Origin of the sequence: Pseudarthrobacter humi (assembly GCF_024294965.1) — a bacterium.
In the GTDB taxonomy this organism is placed as follows: domain Bacteria; phylum Actinomycetota; class Actinomycetes; order Actinomycetales; family Micrococcaceae; genus Arthrobacter; species Arthrobacter humi.
This window is the reverse complement of record NZ_JANCLV010000001.1, coordinates 80,169-96,435: the sequence shown is the minus strand read 5'-3', so window position 1 is coordinate 96,435 and position 16,267 is coordinate 80,169. Positions and strand designations below refer to the sequence as shown.

The window sequence follows — 16,267 nt, the reverse complement described above, 5'->3', positions numbered from 1 at the left end:
GTTTCGGCAGAAACTCAGATGGAGTAGCGCTCATCCTCATGGTCGCCCGGGTGGTCCTTGACCAGGCCCGCGGCCAGCGTGTTGCCGTCCAGCGGGTCGATCACCAGGAATGCGCCGGTGCGGCGGTGGTGCAGGTAGTTCTCCAGCGGCAGCGGCGCGGCGAGCCGGAGCTGTGCGTGGCCGATGTCGTTGAGCTCCAGGCTGGACGCGCCCTCGAGCTTGAACGTGGCCAGGTCCAGCTTGCCGCTGACGCTGCGGACCAGCGCCTGGACGGTGCGGGTGCCGTGTTTGACCAACACCTTGGCACCTTCACGCAGCGGCTTCGGCGACAGCCAGCACAGCGCGGCGTACAGGTCGGCGGTGGACTCGCGGACAGTGCCGGCGGCGGCGATCGTGTCACCACGGGCGACGTCGAACTCATCTGCCAACCGGATCGCCACCGACTGCGGGGCGAACGCTTCCTCCAGCGACTCACCGGCGAAGTCGATACCGGTCACCGTGGTGGTGCGCGGAGCCTGGCCGGGGGTCAGCACGGACACCTTGTCCCCCACCTTCACGGATCCCTCGGTGATCTGGCCCGCATACGCACGGTAGTCACGGTAGGCCTCCACGTCCAGGCCACCGGCCACGGCGTCGGGAGCCAGTGCACCCTGCGGCCGGATGACCAGCTGTACGGGGAAACGGAAGCTCTCCAGCTGAGTGTCGATCTCGTCGGCGGCCGGCAGGGTCTCGAGGACCTCCAGCAGGGCCGGGCCGTCGTACCAGGGGGTGCGTTCGGACCGGTCCACCACGTTGTCGCCGTCGAGGGCGGACACCGGGATCACCAGCAGGTCATCGATGTGGTCCGCGCTGCCCAGCTCGGCGGAGCCGATGCCCAGCTCACGGGCCACCTGCTGCACATCGGCCTGGATCTCACGGAAAACGGACTCGCTGAAGTCCACCAGGTCGATCTTGTTGACGGCCACAATCACGTGCGCCACCCGCAGCAGCTGCAGCACGGACAGGTGCCGGCGCGTCTGCTCCAGGACACCCTTGCGGGCGTCAATGAGTACGACGACGGCATCCGCCGTGGACGCGCCCGTCACCGTGTTTTTGGTGTACTGGACGTGCCCGGGGCAGTCGGCCAGGATGAAGCTGCGCTGGTCTGTGGCGAAGTAGCGGTAGGCCACGTCGATGGTGATGCCTTGCTCGCGCTCGGCGCGCAGGCCGTCGGTCAGGAGGGCCAGGTCGATGCCGCCTGCCGCGCCGCCAAATCCGCGGTCCGCGGAGGTGCGGGCAACGGCGTCGAGCGTGTCGGCAAGAATCGCCTTGGAGTCGTGCAGGAGGCGGCCCACCAAAGTGGACTTCCCGTCGTCGACCGATCCGGCGGTGGCGAAACGGAAAAGGGTGGTGGGCAGGGCTGTTTCCAGCTCGGCGGCCAAGGTGTCGGTGCTCATTTAGAAGTAACCATCCTTCTTGCGGTCTTCCATGGCTGCCTCGGAGATGCGGTCATCTGCACGGGTGGCACCACGTTCGGTGATGGTGGAGGCGGCAACTTCGATCACAACGTCGCTCACGGTGGCTGCGGCCGATTCGACCGCACCGGTGCAGGACATGTCTCCCACGGTGCGGTAGCGGACCGTCTTGGTGATGACTTCCTCGTGCGGCAGCGGCTGGGAAACCTCGCCCACCGCACGCCACATGCCGTCACGGGCAAACACTTCGCGGTCGTGGGCGTAGTACAGGCCCGGCAGCTCGATGTTCTCACGCTCGATGTAGCGCCAGATGTCCAGCTCCGTCCAGTTGCTGATGGGGAACGCGCGGACATGCTGGCCCACAGTGTGGCGGCCGTTGTAGAGGTTCCACAGTTCGGGGCGCTGGTTGCGCGGGTCCCACTGGCCGAACTCGTCGCGGAGGCTCAGGATGCGCTCCTTGGCGCGGGCCTTGTCCTCGTCGCGGCGGCCGCCGCCGAAGACGGCGTCGAACTTGTTCTGCTGGATGGCGTCCAGCAGGGGGACCGTCTGCAGCGGGTTGCGGGTGCCGTCGGCGCGCTCGGCGAGTTCGCCGCGGTCGATGAACTCCTGGACGGAGCCCACCACCAGCTTCAGGCCCAGGCGCTCCACCGTGCGGTCGCGGAAGTCGATGACCTCGGGGAAGTTGTGGCCGGTATCCACGTGCAGCACGGGAAACGGGACCTTGCCCGGCCAGAAGGCCTTGGTGGCCAGGTGCAGCATCACCACGGAGTCCTTGCCGCCGGAGAACAGCAGCGCGGGCTTCTCGAACTCGGCCACGACTTCGCGGATGATATGGATCGCTTCGGACTCAAGGGCGTCCAGGCTGGAGAGGCGCGTGGATACGGCGGCTTCAGTCACCTGGGTGGTCTCCTCAGTTAGGAAAGTGCTCATACGTGTAGTCCGCATTCTGTCTTGTCGGTGCCTGCCCAGCGGCCGGCGCGGGGGTCGTCGCCGGGCGCCACCTTACGGGTGCAGGGCTGGCAGCCGATGGAGGGGTAACCCTGGGAAAGCAGCGGGTTGACGGGCAGGAGGTTGTCATCGGAGTACTGGACCAGCTGGTCGAACGTCCACGCGGCCACCGGGTTGACCTTGACCAGGCCGTTGACCTCGTCCCAGGTCACCAGCGGGGTGTTCGTCCGGGTGCGGGCTTCGTCGCGGCGGACGCCGGTGAACCAGAGTTCGTAACCGGCCAGGGTGCGGCGCAGCGGGGCCACCTTGCGGAGGGCGCAGCACTGGGCGGCGTCGCGGGCAAACAGATCCTTGCCCAGGAGCCGGTCCTGCTGTTCCACGGTGTTCTCGGGAAGGACGTCCACCACGTTGACGCGGAGGTTCGCGGCCACCTCGTCACGCGTGGCGTAGGTTTCCGGGAAGTGGTAGCCGGTCTCCAGGAACAGGACGTCGACGCCGGGCATCTGGTCGGCGACCAGCGCCGGCAGGACCGCGTCGGCCATGGAGCACGCGACGGCAACCGCGGACAGGTCGAAGTTGCGCTCCACCCAGGCGATCACGTCGCGGGCGGGGGCGTCCCAGCCGAGCTCGGCGGCGCCGGATTCGGCGATGGCCTTGAGCTCGTCGTGGGTGCGGAGGTTGGCGGCAGGCGCCGCCACCGGCTGAGTGTTGCTCACTGGAGGGCCTCCTCGTCTGCTGCGTGGGCCCATTCGGCGAAGGTCTGGCCTTCGGAACGCTGGGCCACGAACGTGCGGACGACGCGTTCCACGTAGTCCGGCAGGTCCTCGACGTACACCTTCAGGCCGCGGACGGTGCGTCCTAAACCAGCCTCTTCCCGGCTGTTGGAAGCCAGCCCGCCGCCCAGGTGGACCTGGAAACCCGGGGAGGGGTCGCCGTCGGGCGTTGGCAGCATCATGCCCTTCAGGCCGATGTCCGCGGTCTGGATGCGGGCGCAGGAGTTGGGGCAGCCGTTGATGTGCAGGGACAGCGCGTGCGGCAGTTCGCCGGACTCCGCGAGGTCCGCGAGGCGGCGTTCCAGGTCAGCGACGGCGGTGGCGGCCGTGACCTTGGTTTCGACGATGGCCAGCTTGCAGTATTCGATGCCGGTGCAGGCGATGGTGCCGCGGCGGAACACGGACGGGCGTGCGGAGAGGCCCAGGGCGTCCAGCTCGGCAACCAGCGGTTCCACGTGGTCCTTGGCAACGTCCAGCACCACGAGTTTCTGGTGCGGGGTAGTGCGCAGGCGGTAGGAGCCGCGGGCCTCGAGGGTGTCCGCGAGCTTGATCAGCTGGGCGCCGGACAGACGGCCGGCCAGCGGGGTGGCGCCGATGAAGAACTTGCCGTCCTTCTGCTCATGCACGCCGATGTGGTCGCCCGGGGTGGTGGGCTTGGGCGCGGCCGGACCGTCGGCCAGCTTGTAGCCAAGGTACTCGTCCTCGAGGATCTGGCGGAACTTCTCCGGACCCCAATCGGCCATCAGGAACTTCAGGCGGGCCTTGGTGCGCATGCGGCGGTAGCCGTAGTCGCGGAAGATGCTGGTGACGCCGAGCCAGACTTCGGCGGCTTCCTCGGGCTTCACGAAGGCACCGAGCCGCTTGCCGAGCATCGGGTTGGTGGACAGCGCGCCGCCGGCCCAAAGGTCGTAGCCGACACCCAGCTCGGGGTGGCGGACGCCCACCAGGGCGAAGTCGTTGATCTCGTGGACCACGTCCTGGCTGGGGTGGCCGGTGATGGCGGTCTTGTACTTGCGCGGCAGGTTGGACAGCAGCGGGTTGCCGATGAAACGCTCGCCCAGCTCCGCGATGAGCGGGGTGGGGTCGATGATCTCGTCCTTGGCGATGCCGGCCACGGGCGAGCCCAGAATGACTCGGGGCACGTCGCCGCAGGCCTCGGTGGTGGACAGGCCAACACCCTCAAGCCGGGTCCAGATCTCGGGGATGTCCTCCACGCGGATCCAGTGCAGCTGGATGTTCTGGCGGTCCGTGAGGTCGGCGGAATCCCGGCCGAAGTCAACGGAAATCTGGCCGATGACGCGCAGCTGCTCGGTGGTCAGGGCACCGCCGTCGATCCTGACGCGGAGCATGAAGTACTTGTCTTCGAGCTCGTGCGGCTCGAGCGTGGCGGTCTTGCCGCCGTCGATCCCGGGCTTGCGCTGGGTGTACAGGCCCCACCAGCGGAAGCGGCCGTGGAGGTCCTGGCTGGGGATGGCGTCGAAGCCGTCCTTGGAGTAGATGGTCTCGATACGCTCACGCACATTGAGGCCGTCGTCTTCCTGTTTCCAGGTTTCGTTGGCGTTCAGCGGGGTTTTGCCGTCCACTTTCCACTGCCCGTGCGGCTTTGCAGCGGGGCGGGAGGCACGCGCGGGGCGCTTGGCGGGGTCCACGGACGCTCCGGCTAGAGCTGTATCAGTCATGCATCGACTGTAGGTGCCGCCGAAGCGCGTCACAAAGGTCCGGAAACGGGAGGTCACCTAGGGAAACAATTCGTCACGAACCGCCGGAGAGCCTTGAAGAAGGGCGCCCGCTGTGCTTGGTTCCGGGTTCCCGGGCGGGGCGGCTATTGACCGTGCACGACGGCGGCGTCGAACCGTTCCAGCGCGATCTCGGCGAGGACCGGCGACGGCAGCAGTGGTTCCGTCACGAGATCGGCACCGGCTTTGGCCAGCTGGTCGTGGAAGAACCCCGGCGCGAGGAGGTAGGAGGCAATCACCACGCGGCCGCCGTCGTCCACTGCCCCCGCGGACTCCCCCGCCCCGGCGCCCCCGGCCAGTTCCAGCCGAAGAATGGCGACGGCGTCGGGCACGGACGGCTTCGCAGAGGCACCATACGCGGGCAGAATCCGGTTGCGGCGCAGCGCCCTGAGCTGGTCGGCGAGCTCTTCCACGCTGACGGCGGCGTTGGGATTGGAGGACCCTGCGGCGGCGAGGACAATCGCGTCACGGTCCGTTACCCCGGCCTCCCGGAGGCGCTGGTCCAGCAGGGCGGCGAGCCGCGGGTCAGGGCCGAGCGGTGCTGCGGCGAGGCTGCCCGGCCGGCTTTTCACAGCCCGGGCGATGTCCACCTTGACGTGATATCCGACGCTCAGCAGCAACGGCACGACGACGGCCATGTCCTCTTCGGGCAGGCCTGCCACCACGTCCACGAGGTCCGGCTGCTGGACGTCCACGTAGGCCTCGCGAACGTCAAGGCCCGGGCGCAGGGCAGCGATGGCTGCGCGCAGGGCGTTGACCTCCGCGGCGCCTTGAGTGCTGGACGTCCCGTGGGCGCAGGCGATCATGATCGGGTTGTTCATAGGGGCTAGCGTAACGTTGGAGCCGCCCTGTCCGCCCACCATGAAACCGCCGGGACGCCACATGACTTTGCCGTTCGACACGTTGCCGTTCGGCATCGACCTGGTGTGGCTGGACCTGGCCGGAGTCTTCTTCTTCGCCGTCTCCGGGTCGTTGTTGGCGGCACGGAAACAGTTCGACCTGGTGGGGTCGCTGCTGCTGGCATCCCTGGTTTCCCTCGGCGGCGGCGTCATCCGCGACATCATCCTCAACACCACGCCGGCGGCCTTCTCCAACCCCGCCTACCTGGTACCCCCGGTGCTGGCCACCGTCCTGGTGTATTTCCTGTACTCCAGCGTGCAGCGGTACACCTCGCTGCTGGTGCTGTTCGACGCCGGCGGGCTGGCCCTGTTCTGCATCACCGGAACGCTGAAGGCCCTCACCCTGGGGATGAATCCGGTGGCCGCCATACTGCTCGGCGTGACCACGGCCGTGGGCGGCGGCCTGCTGCGGGACATCACCGCGAACGAGGTACCCCAGCTGTTCAACCCCCGCGACCTCTACGCGCTGCCGGCCTTCAGCGGGGCGGCTTTGACCGCGCTGCTGTGGGTCACCGGGGCATTCAACGTGCTGACGGCGTGCGTGGTGGCGGCCGTGGTATTCGCTTTCCGCGTGGTTGCCTGGCGCCGGTCCTGGTATGTTCCGCTCGCCGTCCACGGACTGCACCGGAGGGGCTCCGGCGGCGGGAGCCCCGGTGGCGGGTTCGGCAGCGGCTCGGGAGCAGGCCGCAGTTAGCTAGGATATGAGCATGACTGACATGTTCCTCGAGAAGTTCCGCGCGCTTGTTCCGACCTATCTCGAGGACGAATGGCAGGAAGAGGACGGCCTGCCTGCGGACGAACTGGACGCGGCCCTCGCCGAACACCAGTTCCAGGTTCCCCTGGTCCTGCGAGAGTTTTACCTGGCGGTGGGCGGCTGTGAGGACATCATGGAGGCCTACCACTACTTCTGGGATCCCGAAGAGCTGGAAGTGGATGACGAAGGCTTCCTGATGTTCCTCGAGGACGAGGAAGAACAGTTCACCTGGGGCTTCCGTGTAGGCGACCTCGGCATCCCGGACCCCATCGTGTACCGCCGCAACAACGCCCGTGGCCAGTGGAAGAGCGAAGAAGGCACCTTCTCGGAGTTCGTCTTCGACATGTTCGAATGGGCCTTCAACGACGAGGAAGAAAACTAGGGTCCTCCCCGGCCTGCCCGCGCGGGCCCTGTCCGGCCGAAACGGGGCACTCCGACACAGACACGCCGCCCGCTGAGCCGGTCTACTCGGGTTACGTCGCCCAAAGTGCCCCACGACGGCGCGACTCACCTCGCACCGAATGCCCCCTGCCGCGCCTGCTCCAGTACTGCCAACACCTGGCCCACCATCCGCTCAGGGTGATAGACAACGTCGTCATAGCCGAACCTCAGGCCAAGACGACCACCGATGAGGGTGGCGTTGTTGCGCTTGCGGTCCCTTTTAACCTGCCCGGGCTCCAGATGAGTGTCGCCGTCAGTTTCCACCACGACACACTCCTCGATAAGGAAGTCCACCTCGCCCACGCCGGGAAGCTCCACATGCCTGCGGACATGGAGCCCCGCCCGCCGGAAGTGGTAGTCGGCCAACACCTCCAGGATGGAATCCGCCCGAGGGATCACGTAGTCCAAAACGGACCTGGCGCGGGCGTTGCGGTTGCCGGGGAGCTTCCGCCGCAGGAAGTCCAGGCTGATGTCGCCACTCTGGGCTGCGCACTGCACCATGACCAGCGATTCCACTTCGGGTAAGCAACGCAGCGCATGAATCAGGACGTCGGCCAGGCCTGCCACCGGCAGCCATGAGTGGGACGGGTGCAGGCATCGGCCGTGGGTCAGCGTCCCCGGCGGTGTCCTCCTATGCCCTGGACTGAGGTGCACGGAACTTGGTTCATGAAGCGTCCACAGCCGGTACGTGGGGGCGGCCGACAAGCACGTCAGCAGGGCGTTGTGCTGCAGCGCCAGGGCTAACACGCCTGCCTCACGGGGCGCGCTGTAGATGCCTCGCCGGATCCGCACAATTCGCCCGGCCGCCAGTGCTTTGTCGAGGGAAGTTCGGGAAAATCCGGCCTCTCGGAGCGTCGAGGCCCGGGCTACGCCTGCCCGCGCGCCGAGAAAAGTCTCAATATCCATCGTTCCACGGTGCACGTGGACTGCAGCAAAGGGCAGACCCAAGGTGCCGCATGTGGACAACTCAGCCGTCGTGGGGCACTTCGACACGGACACGCCGTCTCTCCAGCCCGGAAGGCGCTTGCTGCGAACCAATGTGCCCCACGAAGGACGAAGTAGCCTGTGACACACGCAGTAACAGCAGGTTTGCATCTTGTGACAAACCTGTCATAGACTGTTCACGGATCCGCTAAACGCCTCCGGCGGGTCTGATGCGAACGGAGATATAGCCCCGGTTCGACGCAACGTGTGATTCGTTTCGTTGCTGAGAACCGGGGCTATTGCATTTAACGGACTCCCCCAGGCAAACAGCGAGGGCCCCGGCAAGGTTCGCCCCGCCGAGGCCCCGCTGCAAAACAAAGAGAATCAGCTGGCGCGGTCCACCACAGCCAGGGCGAAGTTGGACAGCGAGGACTTCACAACACCCTCGGGAAGCGGCGCCAGTGCGGCAATGGCTTCGTCGGCCCAGCGGCGGGCCACCACCCAGGACTCAGCGGTGACGGGGTGCTCGCGGAGCCCTGCCACGGCGGCGGCCAGGGCGTCGTCGGACGTCAGGTCGCCGTCAATCAGCTTCAAGAGTTCGACGGCGGACGGGTCTCCATTCACTGCGGCCCGCCGCAGGAGCAGGACGGGCAGCGTGGGCACCCCTTCGCGGAGGTCGGTGCCCGGTGACTTGCCGGACTTCACCTTGACGCCGGTGACATCGATGACGTCGTCGGCGAGCTGGAAGGCCACGCCCACCTTCTCGCCGTATTCCACCAGGACGTCCTCGTAGGTGGGATCGGCGCCGGCGAAGATGGCACCCAGCTGGCCGGACGCGGCAACCAGGGAACCGGTCTTGTCCGCGATGACGGACAGGTAGTGCTCCACCGGATCCTCGTCCGGGCGCGGGCCTACTGTCTCGTGCAGCTGGCCCAGGCACAGCCGCTCGAACGTCCGGGCCTGGATGCCCAGCGCCCGCGAGCCGAGCTCGGACACCAGGATGGAGGCCCGGGCGAAGATGAGGTCGCCGGTGAGGACCGCCACGGAGTTTCCCCAGACCTCGTGGGCCGTGGGGGCCCCGCGGCGGAACGGCGCGGAATCCATGACGTCGTCGTGGTACAGCGTTGCGAGGTGGGTCAGCTCGACCACAACGGCCGCCTGCACTACGGCGGGCAGTGAGGCGTCGCCGAGGTGGGCGCACAGCAACGTCAGCAAGGGGCGGATGCGCTTGCCGCCGGCTTCCACGAGGTGACGCGACGTTGCGTCAGCCAGGGGGTCCGAGTTGGCAATGGCTTCGCGCAGCTTCTTTTCCACCCGCGCCAGGTTGTTGGTGATGGCGGGGCCCAGTTCGGCGTCCTCCGCGATCGCCGCGAAGCCTGCGGGCAGCTGAAGTCCCGTGGCAATGGCGGTGGTATTAAGGCTGGGTTCGGAGTCCGGCAGGCCGTGCCCGGCGTGCGTCCAGCTGTGGTCTGCGGAGTTAGTCACGGGTTAACCCTAACTTTAGGTTGCGGATACCGCTGATTCGAGGCCGACGGTGTATTGGATGTGGCCGGAACCAGCGACTCCAGGACGCGGATGGCCCGGTCCTCGAAGCCTTTCGCGGCCGGGTCGGTCAGGTTTGCGAGCAGCCGCACCACAAAGCGCATCAGCACGGGAATGGGCATCCCGGTCCGCAGCGCGAGCTTCATGACGGCGGGCTTTCCGATCAGCGCGGCAAATGCCCTGCCCAGCGTGAAGTGCGATCCCCACTGGCCCCGAACATAGTCCGCGTAGCCGGAAAGGTGCGCATCGGCGTCGTACATTCCGCCCGCGGCATATGAGCGCGAGGACGCGTCAATGATGAACTCCGCCGCGAACCGCGCGGACTCCATCGCGTAGGAGATGCCCTCGCCGTTGAACGGGGAGACCATGCCGCCGGCGTCGCCGAGGAGCAGGAGCCCGGGCGAATAGTGCGGCGTGCGGTTGAAGCCCATGGGCAAAGCAGCGCCGCGGATTTCGCCCACCTGGTTCTCCGGGGTGAAGCCCCAGTCTGCGGGCATGCCGGCAGTCCATTCGCGCAGGACCTGCTTATAGTCCAGCTTGCCGAATTCCTTGGAAGAGTTCAGGATGCCCAGGCCCACGTTGGAGGTGCCGTCGCCGACGCCGAACACCCAGCCGTAGCCGGGGAGGAGCTTTCCGTCGCGGCCGGGGAGCTCCAGCCAGCCTTCCATCCAGTCGTCGTTGTGCCGGGGGGACGTGAAATAGGTGCGCACGGCGACGCCGAGAGGGCGGTCGTCGCGCTTGTGGATGCCCAGCGACACCGCGGTTCGGGTGGAGTTGCCGTCCGCGGCGAGTACGACGTCGGCGCTGAACTCGCGTGTCTCCCCCGTCTTGCGCCCGGACTCGTCCAGGAGCGCTGCGCGGACACCGGTCACGCGGCCGTCTTCAGACCGCAGGGCTTCGGTGACGCTGTGCCGCTCGAGGATTTCGGCACCGGCGGCCTGGGCGTGGCGGGCCAGTTCCTCGTCGAAGCCCAGCCGGGTACGGATGAGGCCGTACTGCGGGAAGTCGGAAACCTCGGGCCAGGGCAGCTCAATGGTGCGGCCGCCGGCGATCAGGCGCAGGCCTTTGTTCCTCCGCCAGCCGTCCGCTTCAGGGTGCGGCAGGCCGAGCTTCTGGATTTCGCGGACGGCGCGCGGGGTGAGGCCGTCGCCGCAGACCTTCTCGCGCGGGAAGCTGGTTTTTTCCAGGACGGTCACACTGATGCCGGCCTTGGCAAGGTAGTACGCGGCGGTGGAGCCGGCTGGCCCCGCGCCGACAATCAGAACATTCACGCCGTTCAGCGGACGATGTTGCGGCGAAGCTTGGCCACGGGGCCCTTGTGCGCGGCGATGGCCTCCGCGGCGCCCTCCGGCGTGGATTCCAGCGGCTTGGTGGCACGGTGCACGGCCACGATCCCGCCGGTCAGGTTGCGGTACGTGACCTTTTCCCAGCCGGATTCCTGCAGCCAGGCGGCCAGGTGGTCCTGGTCCGGCCAGGCGCGGATGGACTCGGCGAGGTAGACGTAGGCGTCCGGGTTGGAGGCCACCTTCACGGCGATGGCCGGCAGCGCACGCATGAGGTATTCCGTGTACATGGTGCGCCACAGCGGGACCACGGGCGCGGAGAACTCGGCGATGACCAGCTTGCCGCCGGGCTTGGTGACGCGGAGCATCTCGGCCAGCGCCTTCTTGGGCTCGTTGACATTGCGCAGCCCGAACGAAATGGTGCTGGCGTCGAAGCTGTTGTCCGCGAACGGCAGGTTGGTGGCGTCGCCGGCGACGAAGTTGATGTCCGGGCGGCGGCGCTTGCCGACCTTGAGCATGCCGAGGGAGAAATCGCAGGCGATGACATCTATGCCTGCATCGGCATATGGCTCGCTGGAGGTGCCGGTTCCCGCGGCCAGGTCCAGCACCCGCTGGCCCCGCTTCATGTCCATGGCATCCACCACGATCCTGCGCCAGCGGCGGGTTTGCCCCATGGAGAGGACATCGTTGACGACGTCGTACTTAGGTGCGACGTCGTCAAACATCGTGGCTACTTCGTCCGGACGCTTTTCCAAGGATGCTCGGTTCACCATGCAATTGTCTCAGACAAACTTGAGAAGGACTTTCGACGAGCCCGTGCCTCGGTCCGAAGCCACGGCAAACGCCTCGGCCACGTCACCGGCGTCGAACGTGTGCGTCAGCAGCGGCTCCACATCCAGCCCGTCCGCCAGGTACGCCAGGGCGTCATCCAGCTCGTCCGCGAAACGGAAGGTCCCGCGGTAATCGATCTCCCGGAAAACGAGTGCGGCGAGCTCGGCCGTCACGGGCCCGGCCGGCAGGTTGCCCACCTGGACCACGGTGCCGCCGCGGCGCACGGCCGCGAGGACACCGCCCAGGGCGCGGGCAGCGCCGGAGGCCTCGAACGCAACATCCACCTCGGGAAGCTGCGCGCCGGACCCCACCAGCACAACGCCGTCGGCCCCCATCCGCTGGGCGATCGCCAGCGAAATCTCCGAGAGATCACTGGCGACGACGCTGGCCGCGCCGGCGCGCCGGGCGGCGGCCACCAGCAGCGCGCCGATGGGCCCGGCGCCGTTGACCAGAACGTCCTTGCCGGCGAGGCTGCCGGCCCGGCCGACGGCGTGGATCGCCACCGCGAGCGGCTCGGCGACGGCGGCCTGCCGGGTGGTGACGCCTGCGGGCAGGCGCCGGAGCTGGCCCGCCGGGACGGCCTTGCGGGAGGCGAAGGCGCCGTCCGTGTGCGGCCGGTGCGCGGCGCTGCCGTAGTAGGTGACCTGCGGGCAGAGGTTGGTGCGACCGGCGAGACAGTCGGTGCAGTCGCCGCAGTACACGGCCGGGTGGACGGTCACGGCGTCGCCCACTGCGAAGCCCTCCACGCCATCACCCAGAAGGGAGATCCGGCCGGCCACCTCATGGCCCAGGACCATGGGATCGGCCAGGATGCTCAGCCCGGAGGCGCCGTGGGTGACGTAGTGCAGGTCCGAGCCGCAGATCCCGCCGTATTCGACGTCGACGATCACCGAGCCGGCCGGGCAGTCCGGGTCCGGACGGTCCTCAAGGCGCAGGTCTCCGGCGGAATGGACAACTACGGCTTTCAAACTGCATCCTCCACGAGGGTCAGGTCGCGTCCCTTGGTTTCCGGGGCGAAGAAGGTGGCCACAAAGGCGATGGCGGAGTAGAGGACCATCATCCCGGCCACCGGCCACCAGGAATTGGTGAACAGGGCCAGCAGGCCGGCAGCGATGATGGGAGCCAGGCCGCCGGAGAGCACACCACCGATTTCCTTGGCCATAGCCAGCTGGGTGTAGCGGTTGCGGGAGCCGAAGAGTTCGTTCACGTAGGCGGACTGGACCGAGAACATGCCCAGCACGGAGACGGACAGGCCGATGATCAGGGCCAGCGAGACGAGGAACGGATCGCGGGACTGCATCATCAGAAGGGCCGGGATGGCGAAGATCATCTGGAAGCCGGACAGGGCGCGGTACATGCTGCGGCGGCCGAGCTTGTCGGAGAGCCAGCCGGCCAGCGGAACCGTGGCGAAGCCGAGGAACGAGCCGATCAGCAGCGCGAAGGTGCCCACGCTCTTGTCCATGCTCAAGCCCGTGACGATGTAGCCGATGAGGAACGTCTGGATCATGGCCGAGTTGCCGGATTCGCCGATCCGCAGGGCCATCGCCAGGAAGAAGGCCTTGCCCTTGCGCTTGGCCTTGACGGCAGGGGCGGTGGCGGCCGGGGCGGTGGCGGCCGGGGCGGTCGCCGCCGGGGTGGACTGCCCGACGGCGGTGCCGGGCTCAGCGGCGAAGGCGGCGGCAGCAGCGGCGTCGGCGATTTCCTGCTTACGGGTGGCCTCGAAGACGGGGCTTTCCTTGAGGTTGCGGCGCATCCAGAGGGCGTACAGCGTGATGCCGATGCTGGCGATGAACGGCAGACGCCAGCCCCAGCTCATGAGGTCTTCCTCGGGCAGGAGCGTCAGCAGGACCCACAGGCCGGAGGCCAGCAGGGTGCCGGAGTTGGTCCCGAGGCAGACGAAGGAGGCGATCAGGCCGCGCTTCTTGGGCGGGGCGTATTCGGCCAGCATGACCGATGCGCCGGAAAGTTCCGCGCCGGCGCCGAAGCCCTGGGCGAGGCGGAGGAATACCAGGATGATCGGCGCGGCGAGGCCGATCTGGGCGTAGCCGGGCAGGAAGCCGATGAGCATGGTGGACACGCCCATCATCATGATGGTGATGACCAGGACCTTCTTGCGGCCCACGCGGTCACCCATCCGGCCGAAGAACCAGGCGCCCACCGGGCGGGCCAGGAAGCCCACGCCATAGGTCATGAAGGCGACCAGCAGGCCCACTACGGGGTCGAAGTTGGGGAAGAAGATTTTGGGGAAGATGATGGCGGCGGCGAGGGAATAGAGCTGGAAGTCCATGTATTCCATGGCGGTTCCGAGCCAGCCGGATACTGCCGTCCTGATCAGGTCTTTGGATGTGCGCTGGGTGGCGCCTACCTGGATTGTTGCCGTCATGAACCCCTCTGTTCTACGGGCCTAGCCGGATGCACAGCGTCAACGATGCGGCATGGCCAGACGTCTTGGTCTTGTCCCTCCATCGGGACAACGGCTGCCATTCAAGCACTGCCATACCAGTATGTCAACAGATGACGCAGCCCCGTCCCTGCTCCCCTGGAGGCAGTACCCCGGGCAAGGCGGCACAGCTACTGTGGAGTTATGGCCGCCCCTGACACCACCCCGCGCATTTCCGCCCGGATGATGGCGTATGCGCGGATCCGCGAGCGCATCATCTCCGGCGAGGACGCGCCCGGGACCCTCCTCTCCGAGAACGAACTGGCGCACTACCTGGGCACCAGCCGCCAGCCCATCCGCGAGGCCCTGTTGCTCATCGCCCAGGAAGGGCTCGTGGAGATCCGGCCGCAGAGCGGCACCTACGTGACCTACCTCGACCCGGATATCGTGGCGCAGGCCCAGTTCATCCGCGAGGCCATTGAAGTGGCGTCGCTGGCTGACTGCGCCCGCAACATCACCCCTGAAAACGCAGCTGCGCTCTACGAACTCCTGGACCGGCAGGACGCCTGCACCGCCCGGGAGGAGTTCTACCCGCTGGACGAAGACTTCCACCGGACCCTGCTGGCCATCGCCGGCCACGAAACAGCCTGGGCCACCGTCTCCAACGCCAAAGGCCATCTGGACCGCGCCCGCTACCTGGGGCTCAGCGGCTACCGCGGCATCACGGAGTACGCGGCCGACCACCGACGCGTGCTGGACGCGATCCTCGCCGGCGACCTGTCGGCCGCGGAAGACGAGCTGCGCAGCCACCTGCGCTTCATCCTGGACGACGTCGCGAGCATGCGCGCCGCACGGCCGGACCTGTTCTCCGCCCCCGCCGTGACCGAGCGACGCACGGGGCGTCCGGCCCGGGTCTGACACGCGCGGGAGTAGTGTTGTCTCATCATGACGAGCACGTTCCGCACCCTCACAGTCCCCCTGGATGGCACCGCGTCCGCCGGCGGACTGCCACAGTTTCTGGTCCGGGACGACGTCCTCTGCTGGACCCGCCGCGAAGCCGGCCTGGTGGGCTTCGGCGAGATCGCCCGCTTCACCGCCACCGGCCCCGAGCGTTTTCTCGAAGCGGATATCTGGTGGCGCCACCTGGTCCTCGAAGCGGACATCACCGACTCGGTGGAACTGCCCGGCACCGGCCCGGTGGCTTTCGGCTCCTTCGCGTTTTCCAAGAAGTCCACCCACGTATCGCGCCTGATCGTGCCGGAGATCGTGGTGGGCGTCCGCGACGGCCGGTACTGGCTCACCCAGCTGACGGTCGACGACGGCGAACTCACGGAGGCGGGCGCCCTCGCCGCCCTCGCCGGCTGGCTGAGCGGTGGCAGCACCGCCGCTGACGTCCCCGCCGGTGGTGAGGCCGGCGCCGTCGTGCGTCCTTTGCCTTCCGCCAACGGGGCCACCCTGCACACCGGTTCGCTCAGCGAGGAGGACTGGATGGCCGCCGTCGCCGCCGGCGTGGCGGAGATCCGGACCGGCGCACTGGAGAAACTGGTGCTGGCACGGGACATCGTGGCCACGCTGCCGTCGGGCGTGAACGCGGCGCAGGTGTTGCGCGAGCTCGCCGTGCGGTACCGCGAATGCTGGACGTATGGCGTGGACGGGCTGGTGGGCGCCACCCCGGAGATGCTGATCCAGGTGGAGGGCCGCACTGCCCAGGCGCGCGTGCTGGCCGGGACGCTGGACCGCCGCGATGCGCACGGCGAGGCCGGCATTCCCATGGATTACGCCGAGCGGGTGCTGGCCGGGTCGGAGAAGCAGCGGCACGAGCACGAGATCGCGATCCAGTCGCTGACATCGCAGCTGGCACCGTTTTCCGAGGCCATGAACGCGCACGACGAGCCGTTCATCCTGGAGCTGCCGAACGTATGGCACCTGGCATCGGACGTAAAAGCGGAGCTCGCCGAGGTAGAGGGCCATGTGCCAACATGCCTCGCGCTGATCAACGCGCTGCATCCCACGGCCGCGGTCTGTGGCACGCCCACGCTGGTGGCCGGCGCCCTGATCCGCAAGCTTGAACACCTGGACCGGGGCCCGTACGCGGGGCCGGTGGGCTGGCTCGACGCCGCCGGCAATGGCGAATGGGGCATCGCGCTGCGCGGGGCCGTGATTGAGGATCCGCATACCGTGCGGTTATATGCCGGTTGCGGCATAGTGGACGGCTCCCAGCCGGCGGCCGAACTGGCGGAGACGTGGGCGAAGTTCCGGCCGATGCTGGAGTCGCTGGGGATTTCCAACTAGGTAGCAGGAC

The 16,267-nt window shown here is 67.7% G+C and carries 15 protein-coding genes; 4 read left to right on the top strand and 11 right to left on the bottom strand.

What is annotated here, in order from left to right; genetic code table 11:
• Window positions 1–14: 14 nt before the first annotated feature.
• The 5 genes from NFC73_RS00495 to NFC73_RS00475 all read right to left on the bottom strand — a co-directional run bounded on the left by NFC73_RS00495 (window position 15) and on the right by NFC73_RS00475 (window position 5,732).
• The gene (locus tag NFC73_RS00495) at window positions 15–1,436 is read right to left on the bottom strand and encodes a sulfate adenylyltransferase subunit 1 (RefSeq protein WP_254746741.1); all 1,422 of its coding nucleotides are present in this window, start codon (window positions 1,434–1,436) and stop codon (window positions 15–17) included.
• Window positions 1,437–2,384 (bottom strand): sulfate adenylyltransferase subunit CysD, encoded by a 948-nt coding sequence (gene cysD, locus NFC73_RS00490; RefSeq protein WP_164205638.1) that lies wholly within the window; start codon window positions 2,382–2,384, stop codon window positions 1,437–1,439.
• Entirely contained in the window at window positions 2,381–3,118 is a 738-nt protein-coding gene (locus NFC73_RS00485) for a phosphoadenylyl-sulfate reductase (protein WP_254746738.1), read from the bottom strand. The genes cysD and NFC73_RS00485 overlap by 4 nt, the downstream gene beginning before the upstream one ends.
• Window positions 3,115–4,854 carry a nitrite/sulfite reductase gene (locus NFC73_RS00480; RefSeq protein WP_254746735.1) on the bottom strand — a complete coding sequence of 580 codons (1,740 nt, stop codon included), beginning with the start codon at window positions 4,852–4,854 and terminating at the stop codon, window positions 3,115–3,117. Before NFC73_RS00480 ends, NFC73_RS00485 begins: the two co-directional genes overlap by 4 nt.
• Window positions 4,855–4,997: 143 nt before the next feature.
• The gene (locus tag NFC73_RS00475; RefSeq protein ID WP_254746732.1) at window positions 4,998–5,732 is read right to left on the bottom strand and encodes a sirohydrochlorin chelatase; all 735 of its coding nucleotides are present in this window, start codon (window positions 5,730–5,732) and stop codon (window positions 4,998–5,000) included.
• Between the two features lie 61 nt (window positions 5,733–5,793).
• Here NFC73_RS00475 and NFC73_RS00470 point away from each other — a divergent pair, with 61 nt between their 5' ends.
• On the top strand, window positions 5,794–6,504 hold the full coding sequence (locus NFC73_RS00470) for a trimeric intracellular cation channel family protein (protein ID WP_254746730.1): 711 nt from the start codon (window positions 5,794–5,796) through the stop codon (window positions 6,502–6,504).
• 13 nt (window positions 6,505–6,517) lie between these two features.
• Window positions 6,518–6,946 carry a hypothetical protein gene (locus tag NFC73_RS00465; protein WP_056344779.1) on the top strand — a complete coding sequence of 143 codons (429 nt, stop codon included), beginning with the start codon at window positions 6,518–6,520 and terminating at the stop codon, window positions 6,944–6,946.
• A gap of 125 nt (window positions 6,947–7,071) precedes the next feature.
• Here the strand turns inward: NFC73_RS00465 and NFC73_RS00460 are convergent, their stop codons facing one another.
• The 6 genes from NFC73_RS00460 to NFC73_RS00435 form a co-directional block, all read right to left on the bottom strand.
• Window positions 7,072–7,911: a type IV toxin-antitoxin system AbiEi family antitoxin domain-containing protein gene (locus NFC73_RS00460; RefSeq protein ID WP_254746728.1), complete on the bottom strand. Its 840-nt coding sequence runs from the start codon at window positions 7,909–7,911 to the stop codon at window positions 7,072–7,074.
• A gap of 402 nt (window positions 7,912–8,313) precedes the next feature.
• The gene (locus NFC73_RS00455; protein WP_254746726.1) at window positions 8,314–9,414 is read right to left on the bottom strand and encodes a polyprenyl synthetase family protein; all 1,101 of its coding nucleotides are present in this window, start codon (window positions 9,412–9,414) and stop codon (window positions 8,314–8,316) included.
• Window positions 9,411–10,742, bottom strand: coding sequence for a geranylgeranyl reductase family protein (locus tag NFC73_RS00450; protein ID WP_254746724.1), 1,332 nt, complete (start codon window positions 10,740–10,742; stop codon window positions 9,411–9,413). The genes NFC73_RS00455 and NFC73_RS00450 overlap by 4 nt, the downstream gene beginning before the upstream one ends.
• A gap of 5 nt (window positions 10,743–10,747) precedes the next feature.
• Window positions 10,748–11,524 (bottom strand): demethylmenaquinone methyltransferase, encoded by a 777-nt coding sequence (locus NFC73_RS00445; RefSeq protein WP_254746722.1) that lies wholly within the window; start codon window positions 11,522–11,524, stop codon window positions 10,748–10,750.
• A gap of 12 nt (window positions 11,525–11,536) precedes the next feature.
• A complete protein-coding gene (locus NFC73_RS00440) occupies window positions 11,537–12,553 on the bottom strand; it encodes an L-idonate 5-dehydrogenase (protein ID WP_254746721.1) in 1,017 nt (338 codons plus the stop codon).
• On the bottom strand, window positions 12,550–13,968 hold the full coding sequence (locus tag NFC73_RS00435) for an MFS transporter (RefSeq protein ID WP_254746720.1): 1,419 nt from the start codon (window positions 13,966–13,968) through the stop codon (window positions 12,550–12,552). The genes NFC73_RS00440 and NFC73_RS00435 overlap by 4 nt, the downstream gene beginning before the upstream one ends.
• Window positions 13,969–14,169: 201 nt before the next feature.
• Between NFC73_RS00435 and NFC73_RS00430 the strand changes: the two genes are divergently transcribed.
• Window positions 14,170–14,883 carry a GntR family transcriptional regulator gene (locus NFC73_RS00430; protein ID WP_254746719.1) on the top strand — a complete coding sequence of 238 codons (714 nt, stop codon included), beginning with the start codon at window positions 14,170–14,172 and terminating at the stop codon, window positions 14,881–14,883.
• A 27-nt stretch (window positions 14,884–14,910) separates the two neighbouring features.
• Window positions 14,911–16,257 (top strand): isochorismate synthase, encoded by a 1,347-nt coding sequence (locus NFC73_RS00425; protein ID WP_254746717.1) that lies wholly within the window; start codon window positions 14,911–14,913, stop codon window positions 16,255–16,257.
• Window positions 16,258–16,267 lie beyond the last annotated feature (10 nt).

Coding starts and splice junctions, on each gene's coding strand:
- NFC73_RS00495 (WP_254746741.1), bottom strand. CDS start 1,436: ATGAGCACCGACACCTTGGCCGCCGAGCTGGAAACAGCCCTGCCCACC.
- cysD (WP_164205638.1), bottom strand. CDS start 2,384: ATGAGCACTTTCCTAACTGAGGAGACCACCCAGGTGACTGAAGCCGCC.
- NFC73_RS00480 (WP_254746735.1), bottom strand. CDS start 4,854: ATGACTGATACAGCTCTAGCCGGAGCGTCCGTGGACCCCGCCAAGCGC.
- NFC73_RS00475 (WP_254746732.1), bottom strand. CDS start 5,732: ATGAACAACCCGATCATGATCGCCTGCGCCCACGGGACGTCCAGCACT.
- NFC73_RS00470 (WP_254746730.1), top strand. CDS start 5,794: ATGACTTTGCCGTTCGACACGTTGCCGTTCGGCATCGACCTGGTGTGG.
- NFC73_RS00465 (WP_056344779.1), top strand. CDS start 6,518: ATGACTGACATGTTCCTCGAGAAGTTCCGCGCGCTTGTTCCGACCTAT.
- NFC73_RS00460 (WP_254746728.1), bottom strand. CDS start 7,911: ATGGATATTGAGACTTTTCTCGGCGCGCGGGCAGGCGTAGCCCGGGCC.
- NFC73_RS00435 (WP_254746720.1), bottom strand. CDS start 13,968: ATGACGGCAACAATCCAGGTAGGCGCCACCCAGCGCACATCCAAAGAC.
- NFC73_RS00430 (WP_254746719.1), top strand. CDS start 14,170: ATGGCCGCCCCTGACACCACCCCGCGCATTTCCGCCCGGATGATGGCG.
- NFC73_RS00425 (WP_254746717.1), top strand. CDS start 14,911: ATGACGAGCACGTTCCGCACCCTCACAGTCCCCCTGGATGGCACCGCG.